General features: G+C 43.7%; 16 protein-coding genes. 5 read left to right on the plus strand and 11 right to left on the minus strand.

What is annotated here, in order from left to right; genetic code table 11:
- Nucleotides 1-14: 14 nt before the first annotated feature.
- The 4 genes from BCT34_RS01325 to BCT34_RS01340 form a co-directional block, all read right to left on the minus strand.
- Nucleotides 15-539, minus strand: coding sequence for a DNA mismatch repair protein (locus tag BCT34_RS01325; protein WP_076654065.1), 525 nt, complete (start codon nucleotides 537-539; stop codon nucleotides 15-17).
- Nucleotides 540-547: 8 nt separating this feature from the next.
- Complete coding sequence (locus BCT34_RS01330) at nucleotides 548-934, minus strand: MAPEG family protein (RefSeq protein ID WP_076654066.1); 387 nt, start codon at nucleotides 932-934, stop codon at nucleotides 548-550.
- A gap of 634 nt (nucleotides 935-1,568) precedes the next feature.
- Nucleotides 1,569-2,036, minus strand: coding sequence for a YjiG family protein (locus BCT34_RS01335; RefSeq protein ID WP_076654067.1), 468 nt, complete (start codon nucleotides 2,034-2,036; stop codon nucleotides 1,569-1,571).
- The gene (locus tag BCT34_RS01340) at nucleotides 2,036-2,773 is read right to left on the minus strand and encodes a nucleoside recognition domain-containing protein (protein ID WP_048610036.1); all 738 of its coding nucleotides are present in this window, start codon (nucleotides 2,771-2,773) and stop codon (nucleotides 2,036-2,038) included. Before BCT34_RS01340 ends, BCT34_RS01335 begins: the two co-directional genes overlap by 1 nt.
- 532 nt (nucleotides 2,774-3,305) lie before the next feature.
- On the opposite strand from BCT34_RS01340, the gene BCT34_RS01345 reads away from it, so the two are divergent.
- On the plus strand, nucleotides 3,306-3,476 hold the full coding sequence (locus BCT34_RS01345; protein WP_165690300.1) for a hypothetical protein: 171 nt from the start codon (nucleotides 3,306-3,308) through the stop codon (nucleotides 3,474-3,476).
- 243 nt (nucleotides 3,477-3,719) lie between these two features.
- Nucleotides 3,720-5,159, plus strand: coding sequence for a sodium:proton antiporter NhaD (gene nhaD, locus BCT34_RS01350; RefSeq protein ID WP_076654068.1), 1,440 nt, complete (start codon nucleotides 3,720-3,722; stop codon nucleotides 5,157-5,159).
- Nucleotides 5,160-5,173: 14 nt separating this feature from the next.
- On the opposite strand, the gene BCT34_RS01355 is transcribed toward nhaD, so the two are convergent.
- The 3 genes from BCT34_RS01355 to BCT34_RS01365 form a co-directional block, all read right to left on the minus strand.
- Nucleotides 5,174-5,560 (minus strand): hypothetical protein, encoded by a 387-nt coding sequence (locus BCT34_RS01355; protein WP_076654069.1) that lies wholly within the window; start codon nucleotides 5,558-5,560, stop codon nucleotides 5,174-5,176.
- 116 nt (nucleotides 5,561-5,676) lie between these two features.
- Nucleotides 5,677-6,159: a methylated-DNA--[protein]-cysteine S-methyltransferase gene (locus BCT34_RS01360; RefSeq protein ID WP_076654071.1), complete on the minus strand. Its 483-nt coding sequence runs from the start codon at nucleotides 6,157-6,159 to the stop codon at nucleotides 5,677-5,679.
- Between the two features lie 64 nt (nucleotides 6,160-6,223).
- Complete coding sequence (locus BCT34_RS01365) at nucleotides 6,224-7,600, minus strand: AlkA N-terminal domain-containing protein (RefSeq protein WP_076654073.1); 1,377 nt, start codon at nucleotides 7,598-7,600, stop codon at nucleotides 6,224-6,226.
- A 237-nt stretch (nucleotides 7,601-7,837) separates the two neighbouring features.
- Here BCT34_RS01365 and BCT34_RS01370 point away from each other — a divergent pair, with 237 nt between their 5' ends.
- Nucleotides 7,838-8,041 carry a hypothetical protein gene (locus BCT34_RS01370; protein ID WP_017072361.1) on the plus strand — a complete coding sequence of 68 codons (204 nt, stop codon included), beginning with the start codon at nucleotides 7,838-7,840 and terminating at the stop codon, nucleotides 8,039-8,041.
- Nucleotides 8,042-8,228: 187 nt separating this feature from the next.
- Here BCT34_RS01370 and BCT34_RS01375 read toward each other — a convergent pair whose 3' ends face one another.
- Nucleotides 8,229-9,119, minus strand: coding sequence for a LysR family transcriptional regulator (locus BCT34_RS01375; RefSeq protein ID WP_017630336.1), 891 nt, complete (start codon nucleotides 9,117-9,119; stop codon nucleotides 8,229-8,231).
- 154 nt (nucleotides 9,120-9,273) lie between these two features.
- Here BCT34_RS01375 and BCT34_RS01380 point away from each other — a divergent pair, with 154 nt between their 5' ends.
- Together BCT34_RS01380 and nagB are read left to right on the plus strand one after the other, a co-directional pair.
- Nucleotides 9,274-9,627, plus strand: a complete 354-nt coding sequence (locus tag BCT34_RS01380) for a DUF413 domain-containing protein (RefSeq protein WP_019819999.1) — start codon at nucleotides 9,274-9,276, stop codon at nucleotides 9,625-9,627.
- A 603-nt stretch (nucleotides 9,628-10,230) separates the two neighbouring features.
- Complete coding sequence (nagB, locus tag BCT34_RS01385; protein ID WP_076654075.1) at nucleotides 10,231-11,031, plus strand: glucosamine-6-phosphate deaminase; 801 nt, start codon at nucleotides 10,231-10,233, stop codon at nucleotides 11,029-11,031.
- A gap of 262 nt (nucleotides 11,032-11,293) precedes the next feature.
- On the opposite strand, the gene BCT34_RS01390 is transcribed toward nagB, so the two are convergent.
- The 3 genes from BCT34_RS01390 to BCT34_RS01400 all read right to left on the minus strand — a co-directional run bounded on the left by BCT34_RS01390 (nucleotide 11,294) and on the right by BCT34_RS01400 (nucleotide 15,111).
- Nucleotides 11,294-11,830 (minus strand): MltR family transcriptional regulator, encoded by a 537-nt coding sequence (locus tag BCT34_RS01390; RefSeq protein ID WP_198593486.1) that lies wholly within the window; start codon nucleotides 11,828-11,830, stop codon nucleotides 11,294-11,296.
- Nucleotides 11,831-11,880: 50 nt separating this feature from the next.
- Nucleotides 11,881-13,029 (minus strand): mannitol-1-phosphate 5-dehydrogenase, encoded by a 1,149-nt coding sequence (locus BCT34_RS01395; RefSeq protein ID WP_076654078.1) that lies wholly within the window; start codon nucleotides 13,027-13,029, stop codon nucleotides 11,881-11,883.
- Between the two features lie 183 nt (nucleotides 13,030-13,212).
- Nucleotides 13,213-15,111, minus strand: a complete 1,899-nt coding sequence (locus tag BCT34_RS01400; protein ID WP_076654079.1) for a PTS mannitol transporter subunit IICBA — start codon at nucleotides 15,109-15,111, stop codon at nucleotides 13,213-13,215.
- Nucleotides 15,112-15,617: the final 506 nt, after the last annotated feature.

The following is a 15,617-nucleotide window of genomic DNA, read 5'->3' on the forward strand; positions in this document are numbered from 1 at the left end:
AGTAAGATTAAGAGCTATGGCCTTCTAGCGAGATCGCGCGCTAAGATAAGCGCCAAACCAAATACCTGCAGAAACAAGGCAATGTTCTTGTAGAAAGCCATTTTCTCATCAAGCCTTTGGATTAACTCAACCAAGGTCAAGTTATCCAGATAATAGTCATCGATTCGAGTTCGTTGGGCTTCTTGGGCACTGTTTATCAGTGTCATCAGTTTCGGTAAATTACCCAAAGAGATACTTGGCACTTCGCTAGTCACCCAACGCTTAAGTTGTCCACGTAGAGCTTCATCGAGAACAGAGGTAGGCTGCACCGTTTCTGGTTTATCAAGGTGAATCAGGATCGCCTCACGCTTGCGCTCTAGGGTTTCAATCGTATTCCAAGCAAGCTGTATTGAGTACACATTGCCGTATTTTCGGTCGTTGTATTCCGCTTTCTCAGCTTCGATTTTATCGAGCACCAAGCTCGACATGACAATCGCCATGATGTTGAGTATCAAGCCTGCGAGGACAATCGCCCAAGCAGGAGGAAGGCGCAACGCCATAATGCTCCCTAGAACATTTTATCAAAAGGTAGGTAAGCTAAGTTTAGGACAATCAAAGAGATCATACAGATAAGCGTTAACACCATCCCCACTTTTCGACCTTTGAAATTCTTCGCTAAGATCCCTTTCGCATGAATCACACGGCCCAAAATAAACGCGACACCAATAACATGAATCAGCCACACACCGGCACCGTTCATCTCTAACAATCCCATCAAAATTACCGTGATTGGGATGTAATCCATTGCGTGACTTTGTGCCGAACGTGCTATCTGTAACGACTCAACACCACCATCGGCATGAGCAACCAGATTGATGCGCCTTTGCTTAATCACCTCAATCGCCAACCAAATCATTACGACCGTCAGCAAGGCTGCGTAAAGTGCTGTAACCATCATATTTCCCTATTATTTTGTGTTTACTCAGTGTTCTTTCTTAATCTGATCGACAACACCCGCCGAGATAAATGAAAATCGCGCCCGAGCACTTGTAAGAGATCTCTCACACCGAACGTAAGAGATCACAATCAAGCTTCGCAGAAAATTCCTAAAATACAAACCCAAGCCCTTGTTTTGTATGAATCCACGCATCTTTCTTTCGATTAGTGGGTACATTTATTTCTTGAGGTGGATTGTGAGTAAAGCCTCTACGGTGTTTAATACACATGTCGACAGGGAGTTGGCAGGAACAGGAAAAAGCCTAACGGATTAGGTATCTTCAGGATGAAGATTTGATGGCTTAGGATGAGTTATCAGCAAGGAAGTTACGCTCTAGGATAGAGTCACTTGTCAGTGATGATGAGTTAGCAAGGACACCGCTAGGATGGCGATGAATTGGATAGGTTAAAGGATTTAGCCACGTCAAGGAACGATGCAGGGAGCACCAGTTACCTATTGAAAGATAAGTAACGCGCAGTAGCAGGATGGCTACGAAAAGAATAGACCCCGTTTGGTGAAAGCCAAACGGGGTTTCCTTTTTTGTAACGTCTAAAAGCTATTAACAGCTAACAGTTAACAATCAAAAGTCACGTTACAAAATAATGTTCATCAAGAACATTGCACCAAATGCATTCAATACCGAAATCGCGATCATTACTGGGATGTAACGACCTTCAGTACCGATTGGTCCCATGATACGACCCATGTATTGCACCTGAGAACCCATCAAGTAGATAGCGGGTGCCAAGATGGCAATATGGGTGCCATTCAAAATGCCTTGGTCAAACAGTGTGATAACCACACCCACAGCACCACCCATCGACATCCACGCGCCAATCAATACCGCTGCCGCTTCGCCAGGTAAACCAAATACTGCCATGATTGGGGCAAACACGCTGCCCATCAAATCCAGCGCACCGGTGATCTGCAATGCCTTAATGATCACAAATGCCATCAGAACATTCGGTACTGTAGAGGTCGTTGCAATAACCCAGCCTTTCTTAGCACCTTCAACGAAAATATCAGTAACCATTGGTATCTTTGCTTTAACTTCGCTCATTATGCTACTTCCTCTTCCAGTTTTTGTTCTTTGTCTGATTTTGGTTTGTCTTCTTTGCCTTCGGTAATGTTCAGGTAAATACGGAAAAGGTTCGCGCCAACGAACTTAAAGATGAACATCACAGCGACAGCAAGACCAATTGACGATGTCACTGCTAAAGAGCCGTCCATCGCGGTGAGAGTGAACAGCACCGCACCTGAAGAGAAAAAGTTAACGATAGCCGCACCCGCCGTAAACTGGAACATGGTGAACACATCAGTTTCACGCTTAGTCAGGTGCCCTTCGTCTTTCAACTGACGTGTCATCGCAGCACCAGCATCAGTACTTTGTAGCGAAGCGATCAGTGCTAAGCCTGAGTTACCCGGAATGCCCATCAGAGGGCGAAGTAGAGGTGTCAGCAGTTTACGTGCTGCATCCAGTGCACCGTAATGCTCAAGCACGTTGATCATACCCAGAGCAAACATCACGGTCGGGATAAGTGTCAAAGCAAAAATGAAACCGTCGCGTGCACCACTACCGCCTTTACCACGCAGTGACGTCGTTGCCGCTTGAATACCGTCGGCCGTTTCACTCACATCGTAAGCGACCTTACCGAATGAACCGTTGAGCGTTGTAAAATCGAACACCCCATACCATTCATTGGATTGCATTAAGCCTGAAAAGAAAACAATCGCGAATGCGAGTGCGATATAGCTGCCAATCGTAACTTTACGATCGGTTTTGGTTGGATTAGTCATAAGGACCTCTATACATCTCGTTTATGTGGAACAGAACACGTATAGATAGTGCAAACTAATAAGCGAAAGGTTAATGACCAAAATCAAATAGCGTATCGGTTTGAATAAAAGAAACACAGCAACATATAAAACTGTGATTTGGATTTAAAATCAGAGTTATACGCTAAATAATTTAGAATATTTCACATACAAAACTAAACAAATATTGCCTCAAAAACGCAACCAAAAATGCACACAATCACCACGCAACTCTGGCTTCTAGTGAGAAGTCTTTACCTAGTGCGATCTCTGATAATGTTGTAAGAGATCTCTTACATAATTTTTTTGTTCAATTTTAATTCGATTATAATACAAACACTTAAAAGGTGATTTCGCTTCCAAAATGCAACCGTTTGCTCGTCATTGATTGAGTTTTGAGCTAAGCCCAAACAGTGAGCCATTTTATAAAGAATTTGAGCTTGATTCGAAATTCCAACTCTCAGAGGTGCTATAGACTTCGCGCAGCCAATATAGAAGGAAAACGGTGATTACTATGGAAATGAAAACGCTTAAATATCAAGTAATGGGCAAAGGCATGTGGATCACTGCAACGGTATCTCGCGTAGTAGCGGACAAACTTGCGCTTGAATATCAATCCTATGGCTGGCCTGTTGAAGTATGTGCTGCAGAACAAACACTGACGTTTGATCTTAATGCTGCATAATATTGGCAATTTCGAATAAGCTCTATCGGCACTTAGTCCGGTAGGGCTTTTTCTTTACCCGTTTGCGAAGGCAAAACAATAATACAGTGTATGCTTACCGCAAGGCCGTATTTCGTTCATATCACAGTCTATTGCTTTCACTATAATCTATTGAATTATTAAGATATCTATCACACTCCACAGGGTTATTTAAGTCTACGCTTTTACGCGTGTTAATAACTTATTAACTTTGGAGCGTAATTCATGTTAGGTACCCAGCTTGCAGCTGTTCTCTCTTTATTCTTCTTTTCTTCGGTAGCAGGCGCGGCAACCTCTCAGTTAGGGGAGCCTCTCAAGCTAACGAGTTCATTTGCTGGCTACCTATCACTGACCATTTTTGTTATTGCCTACATTGTGGTGATGATGGAAGAGTATCTAAAGCTTAGAAAGTCCAAACCCGTGTTACTTGCAGCTGGCCTGATCTGGATAATCATTGGTTTTGTCTACCAAGAACACAACCTCGTTGAAGTCGCTAAACAAGCACTCGAACACAACTTGCTGGAATACGCCGAGTTGTTACTTTTCCTCCTCGTCGCCATGACCTACATCAGCGCTATGGAAGAGAGAAGATTGTTTGATGCACTACAAGCATGGATGGTAGGTAAGGGCTTTAATTTCCGCTCTCTTTTCTGGTTAACCGGTATTCTTGCCTTCTTTATCTCACCTATCGCCGACAACCTTACGACAGCCCTTTTGATGTGTGCCGTGGTTCTGAAAGTTGCAGGGTCTAATCCCAAATTCGTTAACCTCGCCTGTGTGAATATCGTCATTGCCGCTAACGCTGGCGGTGCATTCAGTCCATTCGGAGACATCACAACGCTGATGGTGTGGCAAGCCGGTTATGTGAGCTTTAGTGAGTTCATTCCCTTGTTTATTCCATCAGTGATGAATTACCTCGTCCCTGCACTGATCATGTCCTACTTTGTTCCCACAACCCAACCCGACACGGTGCATCAACACGTTGAATTAAAACGTGGTGCAAGACGCATCGTGTTGTTGTTCATCATGACGATAGCGACTGCGGTTGCTTTCCATGCCGTACTTCACTTCCCTCCTGTGATGGGCATGATGATGGGGCTGGCATACCTACAATTCTTTGGGTACTTCTTGCGTAAGACCTTGCCAAATTCACTGGCGAAGAAAAAAGCGGTGGCAATTGCCAACAATGATGAGGGGGCATTACAACGACTCGGTTCTGTTGTGCCATTTGATGTATTTCGAAGAGTATCGCATGCCGAGTGGGACACGCTGTTGTTCTTCTACGGCGTGGTAATGTGTGTCGGAGGCTTGAGCCTGCTTGGGTACTTGGAGCTTGCCTCTGGCGTGATGTATAGCCAATGGGATCCAATTTGGGCCAATATTATGGTCGGGATCTTATCTGCGATTGTCGATAACATTCCAGTGATGTTCGCTGTGTTATCAATGGAACCCCAAATGTCGATGGGCAACTGGTTACTGATCACCTTAACCGCAGGTGTTGGCGGCAGCTTGCTGTCTATTGGTAGCGCAGCAGGTGTCGCATTAATGGGGGCGGCACATGGCAAATACACTTTCTTTGGTCATTTAAAATGGATGCCAGTGATCATGATTGGCTATGCCGTCAGTATCGCGGCTCACTTATGGCTTAATGGCGGGCTTTTCTAATTCGGCAATATTTTCTAATTAGCCTTACCTTTCATAGGCTTCTCAACACGTGTCCAGACGTTACTCAACTGTATCGCTGGGCACTGGTTGCAAGTTAACATCTCTCCCTGCTTTTGAATTCGCATCACTAATCTAGAGTCAGTTCGACTGCTTCCAGAATTGAACTCAATGGTGATCAAGTCATCATCGACACGATAGGTTCGAGTTACGGAATTATCCGCAGTTTGATAAGTCACTTGCCCAGATTCAAACAGTAAATAACTGCCATTATCTGCGTTCTCATACATACCGTTGAACAGAGCAAGTTGTGGCACCTCGAAGGGGCGACTGGTATCAGTTAAGCAGCCTGTCAACAATAATGCGCAGCTGCAACCAGATACAAGTAAGGGGAGTCTATTCATTTGGGCATCCTTGCCTAGAGAACATAGTCAAAGAATATGCAACCAAATCGATATTTTCCAGTAAACGCTAATTATGATGCAAAGTCTCGTTTAAGTCTCATTAGCCGAACCGCAGGCTAGTCTTGCTCTCTTCCCTCAATAACCAATAAGCGCTGTTTACGTTCTACACCGCCCGCATACCCCGTCAGCTTGCCATTTTTTCCAATCACACGGTGACACGGCACAATCACTGAAACCGGATTTTTACCATTCGCCAAACCTACCGCTCGAACGGCTTTCGGATTGCCTATCGCATCAGCCAGTTGTGCATAGCTCCAAGTCTCACCATAAGGAATGGTTGTCAGTGCCAGCCAAACCGATTGTTGGAATGGCGTCCCCTTAGCGGCGATCGGCACAGAAAACTGGATGGCTTCGCCTGAAAAATAGCGATTGAGCTGCTCGGTCGCCAATGCAAAGATCGGAAAGCTATCATCTTGAACACCTAATTGTTCTGGCTTAGTCGTGTGAGTTTCAAACCAAAGGCCTAGCAACCCTTCATCGTTCGCCTGTAAAGTCACGGTTCCTAATGGGCTCTGATAATAAGTAAAACGGTTAGCCATAATATCTCCTAGCTTGGTATTGCAGATGTTTGTGGATTGCTAATGTTCGTAGATTGCTTTTCTATTAAGATTGATTCCAACAATGGAATGTTGCGTAACTCCCCCACAGTGACACGCTTTGTGTATTAATAGCAGGGCGATGCTCGATGAATTTCCTTACCACCAAATCGCCGACTAGCAGATGATTTGGTTCGCTTAAGCCCCGAAGCAGCGCATATTGAATCGTCCACGGCCCAATGCCTTTGAGGTCAATCCATTTAGAAGGATGCTCAGCTTCATTGTCGACCATGTATTCGGCAAAACGCTTTAAAGTTTCTTTGCGGCTTCCTGGCATTCGCAAGAAACTCACATCAGCTTCTGCTATCTGTTTAGGTGTTGGGAAGTAGGCCTTCTCGTGTGCATCAGAAAGCTCTCTGACCAATAAATTAAGCTGACCAATCGCCGCGGTGACTGAGACTTGTTGCCCGAGAATCGCTCGTACTCCGGCTTCCCAAGCACTCCACACGCCAGGTATGCGGATGCCACTCTTAGCCACCAAGCTAGGGTCGACAGTCATTAAGAAGTCCTCGACCTTTGCAATATCGACATCAAGGTCGAACATACGTCGGATATTTGCAATCAGGCCTCTTAATTGGCGCATATCATCCAACTCGAATTCAATATCCAAGCGGTTCTCTTTGGCTAACGTCGCCTTGAACCACCCCTTTGACCCATTCACGTTTACCGTGCGCTTGTAATAGTCGTCGCCAACATCTTCTAAGCCTTCAATCATTCTTCGTCGATAAAAACCGAGTAAATGGTTCCAGTCTAAAGGTCCATTAAAACCAAACTGAATATGATTACTCCGTGCGTCATTTGGTTTCGCTCGTCTGATTTGGCTTGGTGAAAGCTGCAGTTCTTTTTGAAAGGCATCATTAAAACGGCGCGTGCTATTAAAGCCACTTGCAAAGCCGACATCAGTAATGCTCATGCTGCTAGTGTGCAGTAACTGCTTGGCAAACATCAATTGGCTATAAAGACTGTACTGTTTTGGTGACACACCGATATAGTTGTCGAATAAGGTTCGTAAATAACGGTCAGAAATACCCAATCGCGTTGCAAGGTCAACGATAGACCCTGAATTCAGCGCGCCGTTATCAATCAACTGCATCGCACGTAAGAAAGTGGTTTCAACTCCCTTCCAAGCCGGCGAGAAAGGCGCGCTGTCTGGTCGGCAGCGTAAACACGGGCGATAACCCGCTTTCAATGCTTGAGCTTGATGAGAAAAATATTCGACATTTTCTTCTTTTGGTGGACTTGCTGGGCAAATAGGGCGACAAAAAATCCCGGTCGTTTTCACCGCTGTAAAAAACATTCCATCAAAGCGAGCATCTCGCGCATAGCGAGCTAAATGGCACTGCTCACTCGTTAAGGTACTGTTGTGATGGATATTTTTCGACATGCTGTACTCTTCCCATTTGCAATAGCGTTTGATTCGATAACTAAAAGTTTACCGTGAACCGCAATTGTCGCTAGCCATTTTCGGAAGTGAAGGTTAGATAAATCACAAAAAAGAGTTTTAATTTTATTCAATTCGGCTAAATTTAACCTAGAGAAGGCAAACTTCTCACAACGTCAACGATAGGTACTTAGCACGCTAAGATGCAGAGGCCTATCGAATATAAAAAGGAAAAAGGCTATGGTTTTACACACGTGTCGTATTGTTTTATCAAATCAACAGGTTCTCACCAGTCAATCAGTCGAGCAGTCTCTGAGCTTTCTTGAAGACAAAGCGGACAACGGGATTTCTATGATTGAGATTGACGCAACGGATGGCAATCAAATCCATTCATACATGTCTCGCTCTCTTGAAGAGTCTATTGAGAATCTGATGAACCTATAGGACGTTAAAAAAGCGATTAAAGAAGGCTACACACATACCAGGCTTAAATGATTTTATTGGAATCAGAAACGATCTCTAATTCAAAAAAAGCACATCTCTGGTTTAAAATAAAAATGTCTCCCAACTATCACTAGTTAGGAGCCATTTTTTATTTAATCAACAAAGCAATAATTTGTCGCTAATACTGTCACTCAGGTGTTTGTTCAGCGGCTTGTTGTAATGTGTATGCTGTTGATGGGTCAATCTCATTAACCAACTTCTCAACCTGCATGATCGCATCAACTGAAGTACTGCTTTTACGGTAGCTCAGGTAAATAGGACGATACCAATCTTCAACCCCTTTCACTTTGTGCAGCTGACCCGAATCGATAAACGGTTCAACTAGAGACACCGGTAGATATGCACTGCCGCCTTTCTCTAAAATAAAATCAAGGGCGATACGGGCTGTTGAAGTACGAAGATACGGCGCTGGTACTTTGGGGTGACGTTCTGCGTGTTCAGACCCAAAACGCGTGCCCCAATCCACATACACGTACTTATGTTGGAATACAGATTCCAGATCATCTTGCTGCGTTGAAACCAACACCAAAACCAAATCAGCGACTTTTTTACAGTTCAGCTCTTCCGCTTTGATCTGATCGAACGCGAAAGCCATATCTAAGGTTCGCTCTAACAAATTACGGTTCAGTTGCTCACGCCCCATCACCTCTGCCATAAAGCCATAACCGCCAAAAGAGTCGGTCACCACACTTAAACAGTTTTGCAGATACGCATCCCAAATATTTGGTGTGCCGCCCAGCGTTAACTGCAAGGCTTTACCACTCTCTAGCGACAGCTCAAATTTGGCTTGTTGTAGGGTAGACACCATAACTTCGGCATAACCAATCAAACGTTCACCGGAAGATGTGAGTTTGATGTTATTGCGGTCACGAATGAAGAGTTGCGTATCAAAATAGCCTTCAAGCTGTTTGATACGCGCACTCACCGCCGCTTGTGTTAAATACAAGTTTTCAGCTGCACGCCCAAAATGGCGCACCCTTGCAACCTCAAGAAAGGTTCTAAATACTTTCACATCCATCAAGTACATCTCTGTAATAAATCTGCTAACTAGCCGATCTAGGATTGTTTATCGTAAAGGCAAAAACGTTTTGTTTCCTATTTTAGCCTTTTAACAATATTTTCGCGTGAGCAATAAACACTAATTTCTATCTAACCACATTACTGAGGCTGATATGTCTGAGACCGAATTCCGACACGGAAAAAAACGTTTTTATGACACCATTAAATTCCCACGAGGGTTCGCTAAGTCGGGTGATTTTACTCTTTCAGAAGAGGAAATCCTAACCTTGTTTGGTGACACTATGCTTGCACTTGAAACTGGTGAACTAGCACCAATCAATGCAGAAGAAAAACACTTCATTAAAGTGTTGTCTCACCCTCATAAGGCAAAGTCCAAGTTAGAGCGTGTTTGGTTGAAGTACATTCAACTGGCTCGTGGACGCCGTCGCTTTCATACCCTAAACGGCTGCAAACGCGGTGAAGTGCCTAGGGAAGAATACGAAAGTGAGTTAGTGTTAGAAGATTAGTAAAATCGCTCAAAGTGATACCTCTTCACTTTGGGCTTTTTTTGTCTTCAAACACACATCTTCGTTGTAATTGGTAAGTTTAGCCAAACTGTTCGTTTTTACCAATATTTATATACAATTCATAGCGATAGCTTGAGTAAAACACGGCTCTCGTTCAATCTTATGGGAATCCATCCCAATGAGAACCATCGCTCTTCTACCTGCCTCCGTCTTTTATCACGATAGCGCTCTGTTGCCATCATTATTTTTCTAGCTTCAACTATACTCTCAGCGTTTGTATAAACAGCGAACAGCGTTAATACACTAAAGTTCTCTAGTGTCTCGGCAACACCATTTCAGTAAACACATATCAAGATATAGAAGCGCACCAATCCTTTAGGCTCTGAATTAGATCAGTATTGCCTTATATGACAAACGTATTAATCTTGTTTAACGCTACCAAATATCCATACAATAATTGTGCAATTTTGAGAGTTCCAGTCACAGATACGACGAAAAAAGCAAAAACTTGACCTAAAACAATAGCGGAACTGGATAACTTATTTTATAATGCGAATTAATGTTTCAGAACACTATAAAATTTTATTTCTAGGGGCAAAATCAATGAGACTTATTCCATTAAGCAACAAAGCAAAAGTAGGTAAATGGGCTGCTCGTCATATCGCAGATTCGATCAACAAATTCGCTCCAACAGCTGAGCGTCCATTTGTACTAGGTCTTCCTACTGGTAGCACACCTCTAACTACTTACGCTGAGCTAATTGAACTTTACAAAGCTGGCGAAGTAAGCTTCAAGCACGTTGTAACATTCAACATGGATGAGTACGTTGGTATCGAACCAAACCACCCAGAATCTTACCGCACATTCATGCACGAGAACTTCTTCAACCACGTTGATATCCAAGCAGAAAACATCAACCTGCTAGACGGCCAAGCTGACGACATCGATGCTCACTGTGCAGCATACGAAGAGAAAATCCGTTCATACGGCAAGATCAACCTGTTCATGGGTGGCGTAGGCATCGACGGTCACATCGCATTCAACGAACCAGGTTCTTCTCTATCTTCACGCACTCGTATCAAAACGTTGACTGAAGACACTCGCATCGCGAACTCTCGTTTCTTCGATGGCGACATCAACCAAGTTCCTAAATACGCACTAACTATCGGTGTTGCTACTCTTCTAGATGCTGAAGAAGTGATGATCCTTTCTCTAGGCCACAACAAAGCGCAAGCGCTTCAAATGGCTATCGAAGGCTCTGTAAACCACATGTGGACTGTTACAGCTCTACAAATGCACCGTAAAGCTATCATCGTTGCTGATGAGCCAGCTCAACAAGAGCTAAAAGTTAAGACTCTACGCTATTTCCAAGAGCTAGAAGCTGAGAACATCCAAGACCTATAATCGATTGTCTTGAATAGAGAGGCGTTTTTAATAAAAAGCGCGTCTTAAGTAGAAAAAGCCACTGAATGTGGCTTTTTTTGTATCTGCCGATTTTGGGGTTAGTGGGAGAAGAGGCTTCGAGCATTTTTTAGAGGTGCAAAAACAATAAAGCGATTTCTCCAACTAGAGAAACCGCCATCAATTTAAGCTTTGTAATGAAACAAACGAACAGCTACAAGATATGTAGGATGTGAGACAAGATAAACAAGAATACAAACTAGAGCTAAGAGCTCAACGCATTATCTCGGCATAAGGTAGTGATAATGTCAGTGATAGCCAATACGATCGTCGACTTCACCTTTTGATTATGTCGCCCCAAGAACATTTCAAGCATTGGGCCAGACATTGTTGCCACCATCTCCGCGTCATATTCGATAGGCATAATACGCTGAATCGCGTGCACCTTGTTGAGTTCAAATATCACATCAACTTCTGTGAAGCTGGTGTCTTCACCTTGTATTTTCGCCCACTCTTTCAGGGTAACGAAAACTTCTAGATCGTCGTAAAGTTCTTTACTGATCACGCCAAGCCCAAGTAGCAACTTAGCACGGATCATGATCTCACCTAATGGGCCACCACTGTTAAGAAGTGGTTCGACAACGAACTTAATTGCAGTGTCGTCTTTCTTAAAGATATTTTTTAATACGGCATCTACCGTGTCGTCCAATGCATCATAAGCAGCCATTAGGCAGGCGCCATCACTCTCAGCTTCCGAAAGGGCTTCGAGTAATTCAGTTTCATGGCTAGTTTGTATTGGCATAAAGGCTCGACAATAAGAAAGTGCCACTGGTGTGGCACTTTGATGGTTTATCATTTCAATGCTAGATAAGCTTCTTCCGCTAGTTTAACAACTTCTGAGTCACTATTCAGCTCCGAATAATGCGCTAATGTCTCCGCAAAGCCTTTTTCTGCGAACATTGCTTGAAGTTCAACCGCTTGTGGGTCGTCTTCATTCTTGTAATGGAACGCAGCAGCGATTGCTTTAACTAAGTGAGCATTCGGTAGGCCGTACTCTAATGTACCGTTTAAAGGCTTAACTAGGCGGTCTTGTGGGCTCAGTTTACGAATTGGCTGACGACCAACACGGTCTACTTCATCACGTAGGAACGGGTTAGCAAAGCGACCAAGAATCTTTTGGATGTATGCTGCGTGAGCTTCTGGATCAAAGCCGTAACGCTTAATCAGAACCGCACCGCTCTCTTCCATAGTAGCTGTTACTTCAGCGCGGATTACGTCATCTTCGATAGAATCTTTGATTGTCTCGTGACCTGCAAGCACACCAAGATATGCTGTTACCAAGTGACCCGTATTTAGCGTGAACAGTTTACGCTCAACAAACGCCATTAGGTTGTCAGTGCATTCCATACCTGGGATGTTTGGAATCTCACCTTTGAATTGAGTTTGATCTACGATCCACTCGCTAAACGTTTCAACCGTTACTGCTAGAGGATCTGTTTCACCCGCTTCTGCCGGTGGCACAATACGGTCAACCGCTGAATCAACAAAGCCGATGTGCTCTTCAGTGAACGCTTTCATTTCATCAGAAAGATGCTCTAACACTGCTACTTTTAACTGGCTCGTACCGCGAACCATATTCTCTGCCGCGATGATGTTCATTGGCGCAGTATTGTTTGCAGCTGCACGTTTTTCAATGCCTTGAGCAATAGACTTAGAGATGATTTTAAGAACCGTAGGGCCCACTGCTGTCGTCACAAGATCAGACTCAGCAATGCAATCTACCACAGCGCTTGTCGCTGAATTCACTGCTGTCACATTCTTAACAACTTCTACAACGCACTCTTCGCCAACAATTTTAACTGGGTATTCTTGACGTTCAATTAACGCATTTACAACCGTTTCATTTACGTCAGCAAACGTAACCTTCATACCAGCATCAGAAAGAAGCTTACCAATGAAACCACGACCGATATTACCTGCACCAAAATGTAACGCTTTCATAATTTTGACCTTATAAATATTTGAATCTAGATAGCTAACTGCTCAACAACATGCCTTGACGATGTGCCCTAGACATTAAGCAGTAAGCTATTCAGACTGAATCTTGTAAGAAAGATTAAGACCGAAAATGAGGCCAGTAGGGGGATACTGGCCTCCTTCACTCAGGAGCTTGACTAGAGCTTTTTAGTTTCCGTTGAGAATACGTAGAACATCAGCAGGGTTTGTTGTGTTCTGTAGGCATTCCACAGCTTCTTCATCATCGAGTGAATTGGTAATAGCCATCAGCACCATGTTGTGCTCATCGCCTTGTGCGGCAATACCGATAACCATTTTCGCGATATCATCTTCATCTTCATCTTCACCCCACTGAATACCTTCAGGGTACTGACAGAAAACGATGCCGGTTTTTTGTACGTACTGCTTCGCTTCGATTGTGCCGTGTGGCACTGCGATAGACTCACCTAGGTAGGTAGACACTAGCTCTTCACGAGCAAACATGCCGTCTACATATTCTGGTGATACATTGCCAAGTTTTACTAATTGGTCGCCAGCAAACTTGATTGCGTCTTCTTTTTGAGTCGCTTTAAGGCCAAGGAAAATACTGTCGTTAGTAAATGAAAGCTTATTACCTTCTTGTGCTGGAGCCGCTGCAGGAGCCGAAGCTTCTACTTTCGCTTCACCACTTTGAGCATCTACAAGCTCTGCAACTAGCTGGTCGTAGACACCGCCATCTAGGAAATTATTTAGAGACATATGCATTGCACTTGGTACAGTGTTTCGAGCACGGTCTGTTAGGTCTTTATGCGTAATAACAATTTGCGAATCAGCCGGTAGGTTGTTGATTGCGTAGTTGGTTACTTCAATGTCTAGGCCAGCTGCCGCTACTTTCTTGCGTAGTAGACCCGCACCCATAGCACTTGAACCCATACCCGCATCACACGCTACATAAACTGCTTTTACATCCGCTAGATTTACGTTTGCTTCTGATGCCGCACCTTTAGAAGACGCTTTCATGCCTTTCATTTGTGCAGAAGCTTTTTCTAGAGAGTCTTCTTCGTCATCTTGAGCTGAAGTCTTAAGTAAGATTGAAGCAACTACAAAAGATACTGCTGTTGCAGCGATAACAGAAAGAACAACACCAATGTAAGAGCCTTTTGGCGTCATCAGTAAGATTGCGAAGATAGAACCTGGTGATGCTGGAGAGATAAGGCCAGAATCGAACACTACGTTAGTGAATACGCCAGCCATACCACCTGCGATTACCGCAAGGATTAGACGTGGGTTCATTAGAACGTAAGGGAAGTAAATTTCGTGGATACCACCCAGGAAGTGGATGATAGATGCACCAGCAGCAGATTGCTTTGCGCTACCTTTACCAAACACCATGTAAGCAAGTAGTAGACCTAGACCTGGACCTGGGTTCGCTTCAATTAGGAAGAAGATTGAACGGCCGATCTCTTCTGACTGCTGAATACCTAGAGGAGAGAAGATACCGTGGTTGATTGCGTTGTTTAGGAAAAGGATTTTCGCAGGTTCTACGAAGATAGAAGCAAGAGGTAGTGCACCCGCTTCAACCATTACGTTAACACCAGCCGCTAAGCCAGAAGATAGAACTTTAACTGCAGGGCCAATCACGATGAACGCAATGATCGCGCAGATCATACCGATGATGCCTGCTGAGAAGTTGTTAACCAACATTTCGAACCCACTCTTCACTTTACCGTGAACAGCTTCATCGAATTTCTTAATTGCGATACCACCTAGTGGACCTACAATCATCGCACCCATGAACATTGGGATATCAGTACCAACGATAACACCCATTGTTGTGATAGCTCCCACTACCGCACCGCGGTCACCGCCAACCATTTTACCACCGGTGTAACCTATCAATAGTGGCAGTAGGTATGTAATCATAGGACCAACCATTGATGCTAACGTTTCGTTAGGCCACCAACCTGTTGGGATGAATAGTGCAGTAATGAAACCCCACGCAATAAATGCGCCGATGTTTGGCATTACCATATTGGATAAGAAACGACCAAAGTTTTGAACCTTAATCTTTGCTTCTGGAGATAACATAGGTAGAACCCCGTAATGTATTGGTTGGTCAAATGACCGAAAGTGTGTGCTCAAAAGTTGGTAAAAATGTATCACAACGTTTCCAAAATGCACCCCGACCCAACTTTCGTGACAAATGTCACACAGAAAAAACACTTCAGGGTTAATAAGCGCAATTTAGATCACAAAAACATCATGAACTTAAATTACAAAGAGAAAATACAGAGAATAAGTCTCATTCACACGAGACCTAGATCACATTAAATACTGACGCACCAAAAAATAAATAGAGATCGCCATCACACTTAATAAAAGATAGCATCTAAAAACCATATAGCCCGCACAAAAGAACACCATATTAAGCATGAAAAGTATGCATTTCGATGAACAAGATTGCCATTCATGTAATTTAATTACACAGCGAGCTACATTTAGTACAAGCTTAAAATAGGACACAATGCTCCGCTGAAAACAAATACCAATGGACTGCTGTTGGTACTGATTGATGTGATATGGTAGTGACTCAT

Source organism: Vibrio sp. 10N.261.45.E2 (genome assembly GCF_002875705.1).
Classification (GTDB): Bacteria; Pseudomonadota; Gammaproteobacteria; order Enterobacterales; family Vibrionaceae; genus Vibrio.